The sequence below is a fragment of the Niastella sp. genome (assembly GCF_045805085.1).
In the GTDB taxonomy this organism is placed as follows: Bacteria; Bacteroidota; Bacteroidia; order Chitinophagales; family Chitinophagaceae; genus Niastella.
In genome coordinates, this window is record NZ_JBJMLX010000208.1 from 1 (window position 1) to 15,207 (window position 15,207).

Consider the following 15,207-nt stretch of genomic DNA (forward strand, 5'->3'; position numbering starts at 1 on the left):
CATGCAGGAATAGGCCGATGGGCCTGCATATAAGGTACGGATAACCGGCCAGGTTTGTCCTTCGTCATAACTTGCCCTGATGGTCATATTCATTCGTTTGGCGGAGGCAGGGTTCAGGAACAACATCGTGCTTTTTGTTTTTTTACCGGGCCATGCATATCGTACAATACTTGCCTGGCATACGGGTTCCACCAACACCGGCACATCAACCGGGGCCGTCCAGGTAATGCCGCCATCATAACTAATGGCATGGGCCCGGCAGTTGCGTTGAAAATACGAGCGCATGTTCATCAGCAAGGTACCGTTGCCGTCCGCCAGTTCTATTACCTGGCATTCATTCATTTTTGGGGTAATGGCGCCGCCCAGCTTCCAGCTGGCGCCATGGTCATCACTATAGATGCTATGCGAACCCATGGTTGAATGGCCTGCTGTGGGAATGGTGGTGGAGTCGTCGTAATTAAAATCGCAGGGAATTACCAGGCGTCCCTTGTGCGGGCCATTCTTTATTTGTATACCAATGCCCGGACCAGTGGCATACCAACTCCATTCTTTTTTCTTAGTGGTAGCTGTAATATTTTCAGGTACGGACCAGGTTAGGCCATCGTCGTTGCTCCTGGTGATCCAGACAGTACGGGTGCTGCGACTTAATTTTTTTATGATATCGCCTTCTTTATCATCACCCATATTATGCGTGCTCAGCAAGCAAATAGTACCGGTTGTTTCATCTACTACCGGGCAGGGGTTGCCACAGGTATTGGTGCTGTCGTTCCAGATAACCTGTTGTTCGCTCCAGGTACGACCGCCATCAGCGGAACGCTTTAACAACAGATCTATATCACCTGCATCGGCTGCGTTGTTCTTTCTGCCTTCGCAAAAAGCAAGCAACGTGCCTTTGGTAGTGGTCACGATAGCCGGGATACGATAGCTTTTATAGCCGTTCGTGCCAGACACAAACAACGACAGGGTATCGGGTTTTGTTTCTGTCTGGGCACAAACGAGACCTGGTAAGGATACCAGCGTAACCAAAACAAGGAGGCAGTAATACAAGTTTATTTTAGACATAGTATAATCTACTTTAAAGTTCAAGCATCCCGCGGCCCACCTTCGCCAAGGCTTCGGCGGGCAAAGCGAAGAACTCCGCCATCATTTCATGGGCGATAGGTCGCAACCTGGTTACCTCGCTTTCATCGATGCCATTGTAAGGCCAGCGTAAACGCGTACCCACCTTTGCCCAACCCCCAATAGCTGCCAGCAGTTTATCAGCCGCCTGGTTGCTATATCCCTGGGTACTTATTAATGGCTGGATATATTGGCTCATAAAAAGCTGGATGCCTTTTTCTATCTGCAATGCCTGGGGCAGATCCGTCAACATCAGGTTATACCATTGCCGGGCAGCAGCCGGATGGATACAAGCCACATTTGAATACGCACCATGCGCGCCCAGGCTTACACCCGTGGCCAGGTGATGTCCGGGTACAAACAGCGATAACCCAGGCGCCCATTTTTTCATGGCTGTATACCACTGCGCATCGCCTCCTACTGTTTTGCAACCAACCAGGTTAATACCCGCTTCCTTCAGCTGAAAGAATTCTTCCGGGCTCAAGCGCTTTTTTGCATGGGGCGGATTGTACAACACCAACGGCACCGGCGCCGCTATTTCGGTTAGCACCCGCAGGTAGTTGATCACTTCCGGCATGGTAGGGGCCGACCAATCGGGCAAGATAACCTGGATAGCGCCGGGTTGCAGGGCCGCCGCCCGTTTCACCCGCTCCCGCGCCATTACCGGACTGGTATGGCTGGCGCCGAGCTGAAAAGCCATACCGGCTGCATGGCATTTATCTGCCAGTAGCCTGCTGATGGCATCAAATTCTTCTTCCGTTTGGTTATAAAATTCACCGGCCGTTCCGTTTGAATAAATACCATCCACCTGCATGGCTATCAGCGTATCGATCTCTTCCTCCAGATTGAGGTAATTAATGCTCTCATCATTATTAATGGGTATTAATAACGTGGCCCAATTACCTCTAATATTTGCTGCCTGTAATGGTTCCATAATTAATAACCATCTGTTTGTTTTAATTGACCATTATTGGCCAGTACGTTGGCGGCCAGTGGCCAGAACAGCGGGGTTGTTTTTCCAACCAGGTTGGGGACATAGGTATATACGTTAATGGTACCCCCTTTATGAAAACGCACCAGGTCGAACCAGCGCTTGTTCTCAAAGAACAACTCACGGCCACGTTCGTCGAGTATTTCTTTTTCTACACTTGTTTTATCTGTACCGCCGGTATAATCACCGATGCCGGCACGGTTACGGGTCTTATTGAGGTACTCGATCGCTTTTGTTGTATTGCTGATACCGGCATAAGCTTCCGCTTCCATGAGGTAGATCTCACCCAGGCGGTACAGGATGATATCATTATCTGATACCCGGTCATCGGTATATTTATTTCCGGGCAGTTTGGTGATCCAGGAGATCTTAAGCGTATTGCCCTGGCGTTCGGTAACCCAGGTAAACGGAATGCGCTTGTCGCCATTGGGAAACAAGGCTTTTGATCTGGCGCTTATCTGATAAGCTCCCTGTCCGTTCGAGGTGGTGATACAATAAGGCAAACTGTCCAGGTTAGTTGCTCCTGTAATACCTGTTAAATACGGTAAGGCATTGACCCCATAATTAGAACTGCTTTCATCGCGGTTGAAATAAGCAGCCAGAATGATCTCACTATTGGCGCGCACCGTAGTTACTTCTTTAAAATCGGTGCGCAGGGCAAGACCAGTAGTTTTTTCTACTTCAGCCAATGCGGTAATGGCGTCATTGAAATCGTTTGATCCACCGCCCAGCACTTTGGCGCTCCATAATTTGGCATCGGCTTTCAAGGCCTGTGCCGACGCATAAGAGAACCGGTATTTGCCGGGGATCGTTTTCTCGGGGAACAGTGCAATAGCCTGGTCCAGATCGGCAATGATCTGCTTCATTACATCGGTCGCTGTTGACCGGGGTAACTGTGGTATTGTATCATTCCCATTATTGATGGCTGCCAACATCAGGGGCGCATCGCCAATAATGCGGATAAGACTGAAATAAATATAGGCGCGTAAACTGTAGGTTTCTGCCTTCACCCTTTTTTTGTTGCTCTCATTGGCAAAAGTGAAATTGTCAATTTTTGCCAGTAACAGATTACAATTACCAATTGCTTTGTACCAGCTGGTGTAATCGAAAGCGCCTGAGGTAGGTGACAGGTTGTGTGTCCATGCCTGGGTAAAGCGTGAATTGAGCGCAGAAACCAGCTCTTCACTTCGTTCAGTACCGTAAGTGATATTGTTGGCTATACCGGTGATATTCTGCGGGCCGATCTTTGCAGAACCTCGCAGGTACATATATATTCCCACAACATACGGATCAAAATCATTTTCATTTTGAAAATAGTCATCATCGGTAATAGAGGATTCTGTTTTTGTTTCCAGTAACTTATCACAGCTGGTTGTCATCAACAACAGCGAGCAGCCTATAATGATCAGCAATAATTTGTTCATATTCTATAATTACAATCGTTATGAATAGGTTTATTAAAACCGCGCAGTGGCGCCCAGTGAAAACTGCCGTGGACGCGGATAACCAATAGCATCAAACCCGCTGTAGGTTTCCGGATTCACCCCTTTGTATTTGGTGAGATAACCTATATTATAAATGCTGGCGAAAACATTCACGCCACCGAGGTGCGTTTTTTTCACCAGCTCTTTTGGCAATTCATACCCCAGGTATATTTCGCGGAAGGCCAGAAAATCGCCTTTCTCAAACATAGAGCTTACATCAACCCCATAGGAGTTGTTGGTGCCCACTGTAGTAACCTGGCGGATATAATTGCGCTGGCCAAAATCATAATCGGCAAATGAAAACCGAGCGTATTTCTTACCTGCATCGCCGGGTTGTTTCCAGATGTCATTACCCAGCGCCTCTACCGGAGCGCCTTCATTAAAGGCCCTGCCCTGCCCTAACGAACGGGCCAACGCGCCGTTGCTGATCACATGGCCCAATGCATAATCCATGGCAAAACGAAGGGTAAAACTTTTGTAGGTGAACGTGTTCTGCATACCGCCGATCTTGTCAGGAGCGCGATAACCCATGAATACCATGTCGCGGCTGTCGATGATATTATCACCATTGAGGTCGGCCCAAATGTAATCGCCCGCATGTTTGCCTGTGGTTTGACCCGCCGGAGAAGCCATCAGGTCTTTTTTACCCCAGGCAGCCGCTTCTGCATCTGTTGAAAAAATTCCATCCACTTTAAATGCATACAAACTATAGGGCCGTTCGCCTTCGGCAAAACCGCCTACTTCTATTTCACCTTTTGAAGCCGGATCATATACGGTACCTCCAAACTGGCGGTTCTTAGGCCGGCCATTTGCTGGCAGGTCAACTACCATTGTCCGGTTAAATGCAAAGGAGAAATTGGTTTTCCATGTAAATTCCTTGTATTTTAAAACAGTGGCTGATAATTCTACTTCAACACCCCTGTTTCGTAATGTTCCGTTGTTGTATTTAATGGTAGAAAACGGCCCTTCCAATGGCAGCGGTCTTGATGCGAGCCTGTTTTTGGTCAACTTGTTATAATAATCTACTGTCAGCATGATCCTGTTCTGCAGAAAACCGGCATCAACAGCCAGATCAGTCGTCTGGGTTGTCTCCCACCTCAGGTCAGGATTGGCGAGGTTGTCGCGCACAATACCAGCAGTTTGGGCATAGGTGGTGCCTAAAAAGCTACCATAGGTATCCGTTACATCCAGGTCATTTAAACCGGCGCCGCCCCAACTCGCCCGCAGTTTTAAGGCGCTTACATATTTACTTTTCCAGAAGGCTTCATTATGCAGGTTCCAGCCTACTGACAAAGCAGGGAAAAGGGCATATTTTTTTCCAGGAGAAAAATAGGAGAAACCGTCATACCGAAGCGAGCCACTTAAAAGATACCTGTTATCATAGTCATAACTGAATTGACTAAAATAACTGGCCGAACGTTTATCTTCCATCGCAGTTCTCAGATCGGTCACGTTCGTTACAGTTTGCCCGTTTACAAGGGTAGTCGTAGGCTCTTCAATGGTATACACGTAATCGTTGGTGGCCCGTTGGGAACCTATTCTGATAGTATCCCGTTTTATCCGGGTATAGTTAAAACCGGCGAGCAGGCTCAGGTTGTGATTGCCAAATGAATGATCGTACTGTAAGATCTGGTCAACCATCAGTTGACGCATGTCAGCAGTATTCTCAAATTTCTGACGGGAGGTTGACAACTGCACCGAACCGGGATAGGCTTTTCTAAACAAACTATTCCTGTAATCTTCCAGCACATAAGATACTGCCGGCCTGTAGTGCAAGCCCTTCACAATGGTAACATCGCCGGCCAACCGGGATATGATCCGCTCGGTATTCACCCGCGTGTCGTCGTATTTCAGAGTGTGAAAACGATTGCGGGTGGTTGTTACTTCACCAAAAGTGGGAGTACCGTCATCACGGAAAATGCGGATCAACGGGGTAATACGGGTAGCCCGTACCAGGTCGTTGGTATAGGACTCTACATAATTGGGAACCACGTTCTGGTAATTCACCGAAGCATCGAGCTTGAAATTTTTGGAGACCTTGAAACCAAAATTGCCCAATACATTATACCGCTTGTAATTGGTTCCAACAAAAATACCGCCCTGGTTTATATAGCCCAGCGATACATTATAGTTGGCATTCTCACCACCGCCATTCACACTGGCATTGTAGTTATCGGTCTGGCCGGTATTCCACAGCAGATCCTGGTAATGATTGTCGGCATACAACAACCGGGTGCCCGGTTTAATGGGATCATCCATCACCTGGTAGCCTTTGGCCAGTAGGTTATCTACATAATCCTGTCCTTCCACTGCTACAATGTTGTCGTATAACGCCGTTAAGTTGATGGAATTGCTGTATTGTCCTTTTGCAGTGAACACGGTTGTGCCGGCAGAAAAACCACCTTTGTTCAACAGGTTGTCTTTTGCCAATGCATCGTTGGTGTTTTGAACGGTGGTACGGGCCAGGGTGAGATAGTCTTTGGCGCTCAGGTAACCATAATCACGCATCATGGTTTCCCAGTTATGGCGATAGTTGAAAGTGACCACCGGCTTTGAGCCGAATTTGCCCGATCTGGTTTTAATGACAATTACGCCATTGGCGCCACGGGCCCCATACGCTGCAGTGGAAGCAGCGTCTTTCATTACCTGGAATGTTTCAATATCATCGGGGTTGATATCATTGAGTGAACGGAATACCCCATCGATCACCACCAACGGATCAGAAGCATCTACATTGCTGTTTGAATTTCCGCCGCTGGTTCCCACGCCGGTACCATACGCGTTCAGCTTGGTACCACCGCGGATGAGGATATTATTAGCCCCTGAACCTGGTTGCCCGTTCACAATAGGAACCGAAACACCGGCCAGTTTTCCCTGCAGGGCCTGCACCGGGTTTGGGTTGGGGGTATTAACCATTTCTTCAGCCGCCAGTTTTGACACGGCAGCGGCCGTTTTGTTCCTGGTTTGGGTCATATACCCCACCACCACTACATCACTGAGTGATGCAGCCTCGGCATCCAGCGAAGTAGTCACCACGGTTTGCCCGTTTATAGCTACTTCTTTTGGCTGGGTACCTATATAGGTAAACACCAGGGTATCGTTCAACGAATTTACCCTGATCTGAAACTGGCCATTCTTATCGGTAACAACGGCCTTGTTTGTTCCTTTTACAGTAACTGTTACGTTTGATAATCTTTCGGCGGAAGCAGTTTTGACAATTCCCGATACAACGGGGTTCGACTGCCCAAATACAGTGGTACTAATCATTAACCAGCAACCAATGAGTAACCAGGTGATCTTTTTCATAAATGGCATGACGTTAGTTTTGCAATACGTATATATGTTCTACATATGACAAATATAGAACTATTGCCATTTAATCCAAATATTTTTGAGAACCAATTTAGCCACGATAACTTTATGGCCTGTTTTCAGCCCCTGGAAGCGGCCTGGAACAGGGAGATCCCTTCGTATGCGTTTAACAATAGTGTGCATCGTTTCAATATCTTATATAGCTAAAATTAATTCGAACCAGGTAAGGATCTGTTACTGAGCAGATGGCGGAACAGGTGGCTTTAATCGCCGTTTACGCAATCGATTGTGTAAACGTGGATAACTGGTTTTCAGATTAAATAACAGAACTCACATTAAGTATTACATATTCCGCTAATTTTTTATTATTTTTGACAATATGAGCATTGAAAATGACCTGTTTAAACTGAAGCCTATCGCTTATACCACGATGGCCGACCAGGTGGAGAACCACCTGCGCGAGTACATCATTAAACGCTCTATTAAGCCAGGCGATCCTATACCCAAGGAAACAGAAATAGCCCAGTCCCTGGGTGTAAGCAGAAACGTTGTGCGGGAAGCCCTCAGCCGCCTGCGCATGCTGGGCATGATTGAATCACGCAAGAAAAGAGGTATGATACTCACCCAGCCCGATGTAATGAAGGGGCTTGAGCTGATCATACACCCCACTATATTAGATGAGCATGTTCGCAAACAATTGTTTGAATTGCGGTTGGTGCTGGAAGTTGGTTTGGGCGATCTGTTGTTCCGCCGCAAATCTGATGAATACCTGAAAAAACTGGACGCCATTGTTGAACGCGAACAAAAAGCCACTACACAAATTGAACGCATCCGTTGCGAAGTTGATTTCCACGCCACCTTATATGATATGGCGGGTAATGAAACATTAAAACGTTTTCAGGACATCCTGATGCCGGTCTTTGAATACGTTGTGGAATATGAATCAAAGCTCGATCATACGTCCGTTGGCTCGGTAACACATGCCGACCTGGTTAAAATATTATATGCTGATAATGCTGAAGCATATCCTAATGCCATGCGGAAACATTTAATGCCGCATTTAGATCACTTATAATATTGGAGAACTTTTTTTACAAGGTGCATTACTTATGTAGTGCGCCTTTTTTTATGACTTGTGCCTTGATCCTTGTTCCTTGTTCCCTTTCATTAACATCCGTTATCACTCCGTTAATAGAACCATTCAGCAACAAACCTCACGACTTACTGCCGTCCTATAGTCGCTAAAAACAAATATTAACGACAAAAATTTCTTGTATGAAAAACGTACTTATTATCGGCAGTCTACTGGTATTTACCGCTACAACCACATTTGCACAGGACGAAATGGTATATAATGAACCTGCAGGATTTATTCTGCACAAAACAACTAAAGCACAACGCGAAGAAAACAGATTGATACGAAGAGAAAAAGCAGCCAGCGCTCCCGCTTATATGACCGCACAACATTTCATGATCGATTTTCCCAATGCCACCAATGTAAACTGGAAGCTGGCCAACTTTGAGGAAGCCTCTTTTACCTTGAATGGAAAAGAGATGAAAGCTTTTTATGATCCCGACAACACACTCATTGGCACCACCACACCTGCCAGCTATAGCGATCTTCCTGCCAACGCACAAAAAGAAATTGCAAAGTTTTATAAGGGCTATACACCCCGATCAGTCATGCTATTTGATGACAATGAATTCAACGATACCGATATGATATTATATGGTAATGCGTTCGAAGATGAAGACAATTATTTTGTGGAAATGACAAATAATAATAAAACTGTTGTGCTACAAGTGAACATGGAGGGATCAGTGTTCTATTTTAAAGATATCTCTTATAGTAATGTTAAATAACCACTATTGATACAGGTTTCCAGCAATGCCGGGAACCTGTTCTTAAAATATTTGTTAGTCAACACAATTATTCATCGAAAAAGTCATTAATACTATACTCTTTATGAAACCTGTAACTATATTACTAGCAGAGGATGATCTGGTGTTGGGCCTTTTTGTAAAACGGGTGTTGCAGCAGGCTGGTTACCGCGTGTGGTATTGTATGAATACGTCGGAGGCATGGCAATATTACGCTGATAAAAACCCCGACCTCGTATTACTCGATAATAATGGATCTGTTGATTCCAATCTTTTACTGGCAGGCAAAATACGGGAAGTGAACAAGCTTATTCCTATCCTGTTTTTATCGGGTAAAACATATGAGGAAGAAGTATATGAAAACATCTGGCCGCAACAGGAGGGATCTATGTCAACTGAAGCGCTGACTGAAAAGAAATTGTTGGAGAACCTGCATAGTATGATGCCGGTTGCAGCGCCACCTGAAGTAATTGAACCGGAGTATTCAGCAAAGCGAATGAGATGGTGCGGAACGGAGGATATTCTGATACTTACGTCGTTCCTTGAAGATTCAGTGCATCTAAAACAATATGCACTTAATTAATATAAAAATGTGAAAATGGAACAGCCGCTCCATTTTCACATTTTTCAATTCGTTTATCGGGGGATCAGAATCGTTTCGTGGGTCTCCACAAAATCCTTAAACCCTCTTATTTCTTCTTCTATCAATCGTCTGGTTACAGGGGTAAACAACCGGGCTATTTGTTCGCCGGCCTTTCCTAACGGGGCATGATAGGTGAACACTACATCAACAGTGGTTCCCTGTCCGCCCAATGAATCACGAAAACCAACTTTACCCGCATTATCTATAGAAGAACCGGGCAAACTTTGCCAGGCGATCATTTCACCATACCGTTCTTTCACGATCTCTGCATGCCATTGCATGGTACCTATTTTACCGGGCAATTCCATTACCCAGTTCGAATACAGTTCATCCTGTTCATCTACCTGCCGCAGGTGTTTCATAAACATCGGCAGGTTGCTCAGGTTTCTCCACATGTTGTATACTTCCTCGCGCGGTTTATTAATCACCATCGACACCCTGATGTTGAGGGTGCGGCCCGCGGCTACTTTTTCAAAGGAACGATACATTTCGCCCATTGAACGCCTTCCGGCAACTCCTTTAAAGGTGAGGTAACACCCAACGGCAGCTTTTAAAAAACGTCTGGAAGAATTTTTATTGAATGCACTGCCTATTAACATCATTCCTCCTACAACGGATGCCAGCCTTTGACCGGAGGCTGCGCTCATTAATTTATCACGGTTGCTGTGCATAACTACAGGTTTTAAAGTGGATAGTATTGAAGAATTGCATTAAGTATCAAAATACTATACCAAGCACATACTAGTAGCAAACGTGTTTAATATTACATACTGAGTGGAAGTGTGGCCTTTTTTCTACAAAAACCTTAATCGTGTCTCATACCTTCTGCTACGCGAAAAATATGGAAGATATACGGGAACAGGGCATCCATGCTTTCTTCGGTGCCTTTTGTAGAACCTGGCAGGGTGATCACCAGGGTGCTCTCAATAAAACCTGCCACCCCGCGTGATAACATGGCATAAGGGGTGCGTTGTTGCCCATACTGGCGGGCAGCTTCCATAATACCGGGAATGGGCCGATCGAGCAGCGGAGTAATGGCTTCCGGCGTTACATCGCGTGGAGAAAGCCCCGTACCACCGGTAAATAATACCAGGTTATATCCTTCGCTTACCAGTTGTTTTATTTTCGATTGAATAACTGCCACTTCATCGGGGATGATCATGTAGATACCCGCATTGAGATTAAACTGCTTTAACTTTTGCAGGATCACTTTTCCGGCGCGATCTTCTTTAGCACCGGCTGCAATGCTGTCGCTGCAAACGATCACTGCACAACGCAGGTTGCTGGGATAGCTGTCTTTGAAATCTGATTTACCACCCTTTTTATTTTCGAGCTTAATAGTGCTGATCTCAATGCCTTTATCCAGAGGTTTCAGCATATCGTACATGGTAAGCGCTGTTATGGAGGCGCCATGCATGGCTTCCACTTCAACCCCGGTTTTATAAATGGTATGTACTTCTACCATTACGATGATGTTCAATCCTTCAATGCTATGGCTGATGGCGGCATACTCCACCGGCAGGGGATGACAATCGGGAATAACATCACTTGTTTTTTTTATAGCCAGCAAACCCGCGGCGCGACTGAATTCAAACACATCTCCCTTCGGCACTTTTCGTTGCTGAATGGCATCGATGGTTTCCTGTTTGGAAACTTTTACGATTGCTGTAGCTATTGCTTGTCGTAAACTGGAGACTTTATTGGTAATGTTATTCATTGGTTATAGTAGTAGTGAGTGGTCAATGGTGAAAAGGCAAAGGGCAGAGGGCAAAGACCGCGACGCGGCAAGGCTGAGTCGTGAAACGGCAGAAGGCAGAGGGCAGAAGGCAGAAATGGTTTGCGAGAGGGTAAAATTTCTCACTGTTTTCATCCTTCACTCATTTCATCTTTCGCCCCTTTATTAACTTTATCAACCCTATTAACTCTATCAACCTCCTACTTTATATCTATTAACCTTCTTCTGCCTCGTTAACTTGTCAACCCTATCAACTCCGTCAACCCTGTCACTTCCTGGTTAACTGATCAACTATTTATTCTCCTTCCACTGATACGATTCGTTCTCAAATATCTCCTTACCCCAGATCGGTAATTCCGCTTTTATTCTTTCCACCGTTTCGGTACAGGCGTCGATGGCTTCTTTGCGATGGGCAGATGAGGTAAATACAAACAAACAGATCTCACCGGCGGCAATTTTACCCAGGCTATGATGCACATGCATGCAAACCAGCGGATACTTTGCAAAAATAGCTTCGCGGATCTGGTGCATTTTTTCCAAGGCCATGTCTTCATACGCTGTATACTCTATCGCCGCCACCTGGTTACCCTCGATAACATCCGCACGTACCTGTCCTAAAAAAATACTATGACCGCCGATGTTTGTTTTTGTATCGTGCTTTTGAATGCTCTCGGCAATAAAGGAAGCCGATATAGCCCCTTGTGTGAATATGTTCTTTGGTTTGCGTTCTGTAGTCATGTTTCTTTTTTTCGTGAATCTTCCTACTTTCTTCTTCCTAACCATCTTCTTACTCATCAACTTGTCAACTCGTCAACTTGTTAACTCGTCAACTGGTTAACCCACCCTCATCCTCCTGCAAACGGTGGCAACAAGGCAACCGTATTATTCCCTGTTAAAGCTGTATTCCCCGTCACTATCTTTTTATCAACTGCAATAATATACGGGGCATTCACCAATGCCGGATAGCGTTGATTCAATTGCTGTATCAACGTGCTCGTATCCGGGGCATCATCCATGGTAACGGGTTGATGTCCCAGAATATCTGTCAACTGTCCAAACACAATAACCTGAACCGGCATAAAAACAATTTATTTCACAAATTTACTTCACTCTGGTAATAAATGAACTTCTACCCTTTCGCCTTCGCTGAACTCCATTTTCTCTTCGGGCAAACACAACAGGCAATTGGCTATGGCAAATGAGCGCAGGCGATACGATTCCTGCGAATCCAGCGGCGCTACGGTTTGCCCATCGTAATACCCTTTTAAGAAAAAGGTGAGCGCCGCATTTTTTGAATATGGTTTTGACAACGGTACCTGTATCGTTTTCAAAACAGCGGGTAACTGCATCAGCTGCTCCAGGGCAACCATTACATATTCATAAAAACAGGTGAGCACCGATGAGGGATTGCCCGGTAAACCAAATACCCATTTGCTTCCTTTTCTACCTACAAATAATGGCTTGCCCGGCCGTTGTTTTAATTTATGGAACAGGGTGGTCACCCCACAGGCGGCAGCCGCTTCGGGCACAAAATCATAATTGCCCACGCTTACGCCCCCTGTTAACAACACCACATCACTATCATCTAATGCATATTTCAAGGTGTCTTTTACAACCTGGGGATCATCCTTTGCTTCAAATACCGGCACCTCCCCTATTTGCAAGCCTTGTAATGCAGCCCGCAGCTGAAAGGAATTGCATTCATATACCTGCCCATACAGTAAAGATCTACCTGGTTGCTGTAATTCATTACCGGTAACAATAATACTTATAGAAGGGGTTGGGTACACCGTCACTTCTGCTACGCCGGTGGTGGCCAGAAAACCCACAGCCGCCGGCGTTAGTTTTTGTCCTTTTGGTAACACCCGCTCGCCGGCTTTTATTTCGGAACCTTTTAACCGCACATTATTGCCAGCTTTTAGCTGATCGTCGAGAATGGTCAGCTGGCCATTGTTCACCTGCACTTTTTCCTGCATCACTACCGTATCGGCGCCGGCTGGTGTAGGCGCCCCCGTAAATATGCGCATGGCCTGGTTGGGCTGCAATAATGATAATTCGGCCACACCCGCCGGCATTTCGCCGTGTATGGTCAGGGTTTTATGCAGTTCAAATCCGTCAAACGACAGCGCATAGCCGTCCATGGCCGATTGATTAAAAGCGGGAATATCGGTGACGGCAAAAACGTCGGCAGCCAGTACGCGGCCTGCAGCTTCCTGTAATGGAATTGTTACGGGCGTCAATGCAGTGGCATTGGCGCGGATCATATTTTTTGCTTCTGTTACAGAGATCATGCTGCTGGTATTAACCTCCGATCGTGATCATGCTGCGGTTCTGAATAGCGCTGGCTTCAATGTGCTCAAAATCGGCATTGAATTGTCCGCCCTGTTCTTTGGCTTTTGCATGAATACTCTGGCGGATCAAAGGAATGATGTCCTGCCCATTGCGCAATGCAGTGAGCAGATCGGTTTCTTCTTTTGAAAAAAGACAATTCTTCATTTTTCCATCTGCGGTCAGGCGCATCCGGTTGCACGTTCCGCAAAACGGTGCGCTCATGGTGCTGATAACGGCAAAGGTGCCGGCATGTCCCGGTACGATGTATTTTTTTGCAGTATCGTTCAATTCATCTTTCAGGGGAAGGAAAGAAAATTCCGATTCTACTGTCTGTAGTATTTGTTGCCAGGTAAGCACTTTGTTGCTCGTCCATTTATTACCCTGGAAGGGCATGAACTCGATAAAGCGCACATGTACGGGCGTATCTTTCGTCCAGCGTACAAAATCATTGATCTCATGATCGTTGAAATCTTTCATGGCCACCACATTCACTTTAGCGCGAATGTCGTTTTCGAGCAACAGGTGGATATTATCGTATACCCGCTGAAACTGATCGCGGCGGGTGATGAGTTGAAATTTATCGGCCTGTAAAGTATCCAGACTTACGTTGAGGGAAGTGACACCGGCCTGTTTTAGTGTTGGAAGAAATTCATGCAGGCGGGCGCCATTGGTGGTCATGGTTAAGGTAACCGGCAGTTTCGACAGCGCAAGAATGATGTCGGCGGCATCTTTCCGTACCAGCGGTTCGCCGCCGGTAAGCCGGATCTTTTTTACCCCCAGCCCAACAAATGTTTTCGCGATTGCCTCTATTTCGTGCGCCTGCATCAGTTTGGAAGCGGCCGTGAACTCGTACTCCTCTTCAGGCATACAATAAAAGCAGCGAAAATTACAATTGTCGGTCAATGAAATCCGTAAATAATCGTGCGCTCTGTTGAACTGATCAATTAACATTTCCTGCTGTATGTTGGTAATTGTATATCCAGTAAAATTAACTCAAAAAGGGGAGAAAAGTTGATATAGTTGATGAGTTGACCAGTAGATCAGTTGACCAGTTAACCAGGAAGTTTGTCAATTAGCTCCTTATACTGACTCTCAGTATCAATATCATAAGCTCCTTCCGGGAATTCCACCGAAGCCACCTCCTCCCCATATTGTTGAATCAACCGCTTCGCTCCCGTGTCGCCCTGCAAATCAAGTAGTTGGGGGAACAGGGATTTATCAAACAAGGCGGGAATGCCCAAAGTCTCCGCATAGGCGCAAGCCACAATGGGTTTGCGGCTTTTTTGCCGTTCATTGATGAGGTCGAGTAATAACCCGGATGTTACAAAGGGCTGATCGCATACCATAAAGATCACCTGGTCGGGTTCCGGCGTGCGGTTCAGCATGGCCTGCAAACCGCAATGGATGGAAGAAGCGATTCCCTGTTGCCAGTTTGGGTTAAACACCAATTTCACCTGGCCGGGATCCAATGCAGCTGCCAAATGTTCGCCATTAGCGCCCGTTACTACCACCGGTTGCGTAGTGACAGTAAGTGCGGTTTTTACAGCATACTGTAAAAGCGTTACGCCCTGCCAGGGCAATAACTGTTTGGGCTGGCCCAACCGGGTGGAGGCGCCTGCAGCCAGAATGATTATATCGGTGTGAAAGATGGTCATACCCAACCCCGCCGTAGCGGGTTAATTTTTTGATGAAGTGTTTCTAATTAAAACAA

15 protein-coding genes are annotated in these 15,207 nt (G+C 46.1%); 4 read left to right on the forward strand and 11 right to left on the reverse strand.

Annotated elements, in window-relative coordinates; genetic code table 11:
- The 4 genes from ACJ751_RS10660 to ACJ751_RS10675 form a co-directional block, all read right to left on the reverse strand.
- The coding region (locus ACJ751_RS10660; protein WP_407745476.1) for an exo-alpha-sialidase at nt 1–1,062 on the reverse strand (1,062 nt) is incomplete at its 3' end.
- 13 nt (nt 1,063–1,075) lie between these two features.
- Nucleotides 1,076–2,053, reverse strand: coding sequence for a dihydrodipicolinate synthase family protein (locus ACJ751_RS10665; protein WP_407745477.1), 978 nt, complete (start codon nt 2,051–2,053; stop codon nt 1,076–1,078).
- A gap of 2 nt (nt 2,054–2,055) precedes the next feature.
- Nucleotides 2,056–3,534: a RagB/SusD family nutrient uptake outer membrane protein gene (locus tag ACJ751_RS10670; protein ID WP_407745478.1), complete on the reverse strand. Its 1,479-nt coding sequence runs from the start codon at nt 3,532–3,534 to the stop codon at nt 2,056–2,058.
- A 33-nt stretch (nt 3,535–3,567) separates the two neighbouring features.
- Nucleotides 3,568–6,900: a SusC/RagA family TonB-linked outer membrane protein gene (locus ACJ751_RS10675; RefSeq protein WP_407745479.1), complete on the reverse strand. Its 3,333-nt coding sequence runs from the start codon at nt 6,898–6,900 to the stop codon at nt 3,568–3,570.
- A 45-nt stretch (nt 6,901–6,945) separates the two neighbouring features.
- On the opposite strand from ACJ751_RS10675, the gene ACJ751_RS10680 reads away from it, so the two are divergent.
- The 4 genes from ACJ751_RS10680 (at nt 6,946) to ACJ751_RS10695 (ending at nt 9,370) form a co-directional block, all read left to right on the forward strand.
- On the forward strand, nt 6,946–7,113 hold the full coding sequence (locus tag ACJ751_RS10680; protein WP_407745480.1) for a hypothetical protein: 168 nt from the start codon (nt 6,946–6,948) through the stop codon (nt 7,111–7,113).
- Between the two features lie 172 nt (nt 7,114–7,285).
- Nucleotides 7,286–7,981, forward strand: coding sequence for a FadR/GntR family transcriptional regulator (locus ACJ751_RS10685; protein WP_407745481.1), 696 nt, complete (start codon nt 7,286–7,288; stop codon nt 7,979–7,981).
- Between the two features lie 200 nt (nt 7,982–8,181).
- Nucleotides 8,182–8,769, forward strand: coding sequence for a hypothetical protein (locus ACJ751_RS10690; protein WP_407745482.1), 588 nt, complete (start codon nt 8,182–8,184; stop codon nt 8,767–8,769).
- Between the two features lie 103 nt (nt 8,770–8,872).
- A complete protein-coding gene (locus ACJ751_RS10695) occupies nt 8,873–9,370 on the forward strand; it encodes a response regulator transcription factor (protein WP_407745483.1) in 498 nt (165 codons plus the stop codon).
- Between the two features lie 53 nt (nt 9,371–9,423).
- Here the strand turns inward: ACJ751_RS10695 and ACJ751_RS10700 are convergent, their stop codons facing one another.
- From ACJ751_RS10700 to ACJ751_RS10730, 7 genes are all read right to left on the reverse strand, one after another.
- A complete protein-coding gene (locus tag ACJ751_RS10700; RefSeq protein WP_407745484.1) occupies nt 9,424–10,101 on the reverse strand; it encodes an SRPBCC family protein in 678 nt (225 codons plus the stop codon).
- 134 nt (nt 10,102–10,235) lie between these two features.
- A complete protein-coding gene (gene moaCB / locus ACJ751_RS10705; protein WP_407745485.1) occupies nt 10,236–11,147 on the reverse strand; it encodes a bifunctional molybdenum cofactor biosynthesis protein MoaC/MoaB in 912 nt (303 codons plus the stop codon).
- Between the two features lie 309 nt (nt 11,148–11,456).
- On the reverse strand, nt 11,457–11,903 hold the full coding sequence (locus ACJ751_RS10710; protein ID WP_407745486.1) for a molybdenum cofactor biosynthesis protein MoaE: 447 nt from the start codon (nt 11,901–11,903) through the stop codon (nt 11,457–11,459).
- Between the two features lie 107 nt (nt 11,904–12,010).
- Nucleotides 12,011–12,244 (reverse strand): MoaD/ThiS family protein, encoded by a 234-nt coding sequence (locus ACJ751_RS10715; RefSeq protein ID WP_407745487.1) that lies wholly within the window; start codon nt 12,242–12,244, stop codon nt 12,011–12,013.
- Nucleotides 12,245–12,271: 27 nt separating this feature from the next.
- Nucleotides 12,272–13,456 carry a gephyrin-like molybdotransferase Glp gene (gene glp, locus ACJ751_RS10720; protein WP_407745488.1) on the reverse strand — a complete coding sequence of 395 codons (1,185 nt, stop codon included), beginning with the start codon at nt 13,454–13,456 and terminating at the stop codon, nt 12,272–12,274.
- Between the two features lie 10 nt (nt 13,457–13,466).
- Nucleotides 13,467–14,447: a GTP 3',8-cyclase MoaA gene (gene moaA, locus ACJ751_RS10725; protein ID WP_407745489.1), complete on the reverse strand. Its 981-nt coding sequence runs from the start codon at nt 14,445–14,447 to the stop codon at nt 13,467–13,469.
- A gap of 101 nt (nt 14,448–14,548) precedes the next feature.
- Entirely contained in the window at nt 14,549–15,151 is a 603-nt protein-coding gene (locus tag ACJ751_RS10730) for an NTP transferase domain-containing protein (protein ID WP_407745490.1), read from the reverse strand.
- Nucleotides 15,152–15,207 lie beyond the last annotated feature (56 nt).

Excerpts from the sequence above, each read along its gene's own strand:
- ACJ751_RS10670 (WP_407745478.1), bottom strand. The coding sequence starts at position 3,534 with ATGAACAAATTATTGCTGATCATTATAGGCTGCTCGCTGTTGTTGATG.
- ACJ751_RS10680 (WP_407745480.1), top strand. The coding sequence starts at position 6,946 with ATGACAAATATAGAACTATTGCCATTTAATCCAAATATTTTTGAGAAC.
- ACJ751_RS10695 (WP_407745483.1), top strand. The coding sequence starts at position 8,873 with ATGAAACCTGTAACTATATTACTAGCAGAGGATGATCTGGTGTTGGGC.
- ACJ751_RS10690 (WP_407745482.1), top strand. The coding sequence starts at position 8,182 with ATGAAAAACGTACTTATTATCGGCAGTCTACTGGTATTTACCGCTACA.
- ACJ751_RS10730 (WP_407745490.1), bottom strand. The coding sequence starts at position 15,151 with ATGACCATCTTTCACACCGATATAATCATTCTGGCTGCAGGCGCCTCC.
- moaA (WP_407745489.1), bottom strand. The coding sequence starts at position 14,447 with ATGTTAATTGATCAGTTCAACAGAGCGCACGATTATTTACGGATTTCA.
- ACJ751_RS10685 (WP_407745481.1), top strand. The coding sequence starts at position 7,286 with ATGAGCATTGAAAATGACCTGTTTAAACTGAAGCCTATCGCTTATACC.
- ACJ751_RS10700 (WP_407745484.1), bottom strand. The coding sequence starts at position 10,101 with ATGCACAGCAACCGTGATAAATTAATGAGCGCAGCCTCCGGTCAAAGG.
- ACJ751_RS10665 (WP_407745477.1), bottom strand. The coding sequence starts at position 2,053 with ATGGAACCATTACAGGCAGCAAATATTAGAGGTAATTGGGCCACGTTA.
- ACJ751_RS10715 (WP_407745487.1), bottom strand. The coding sequence starts at position 12,244 with ATGCCGGTTCAGGTTATTGTGTTTGGACAGTTGACAGATATTCTGGGA.
- moaCB (WP_407745485.1), bottom strand. The coding sequence starts at position 11,147 with ATGAATAACATTACCAATAAAGTCTCCAGTTTACGACAAGCAATAGCT.
- ACJ751_RS10675 (WP_407745479.1), bottom strand. The coding sequence starts at position 6,900 with ATGAAAAAGATCACCTGGTTACTCATTGGTTGCTGGTTAATGATTAGT.
- ACJ751_RS10710 (WP_407745486.1), bottom strand. The coding sequence starts at position 11,903 with ATGACTACAGAACGCAAACCAAAGAACATATTCACACAAGGGGCTATA.
- glp (WP_407745488.1), bottom strand. The coding sequence starts at position 13,456 with ATGATCTCTGTAACAGAAGCAAAAAATATGATCCGCGCCAATGCCACT.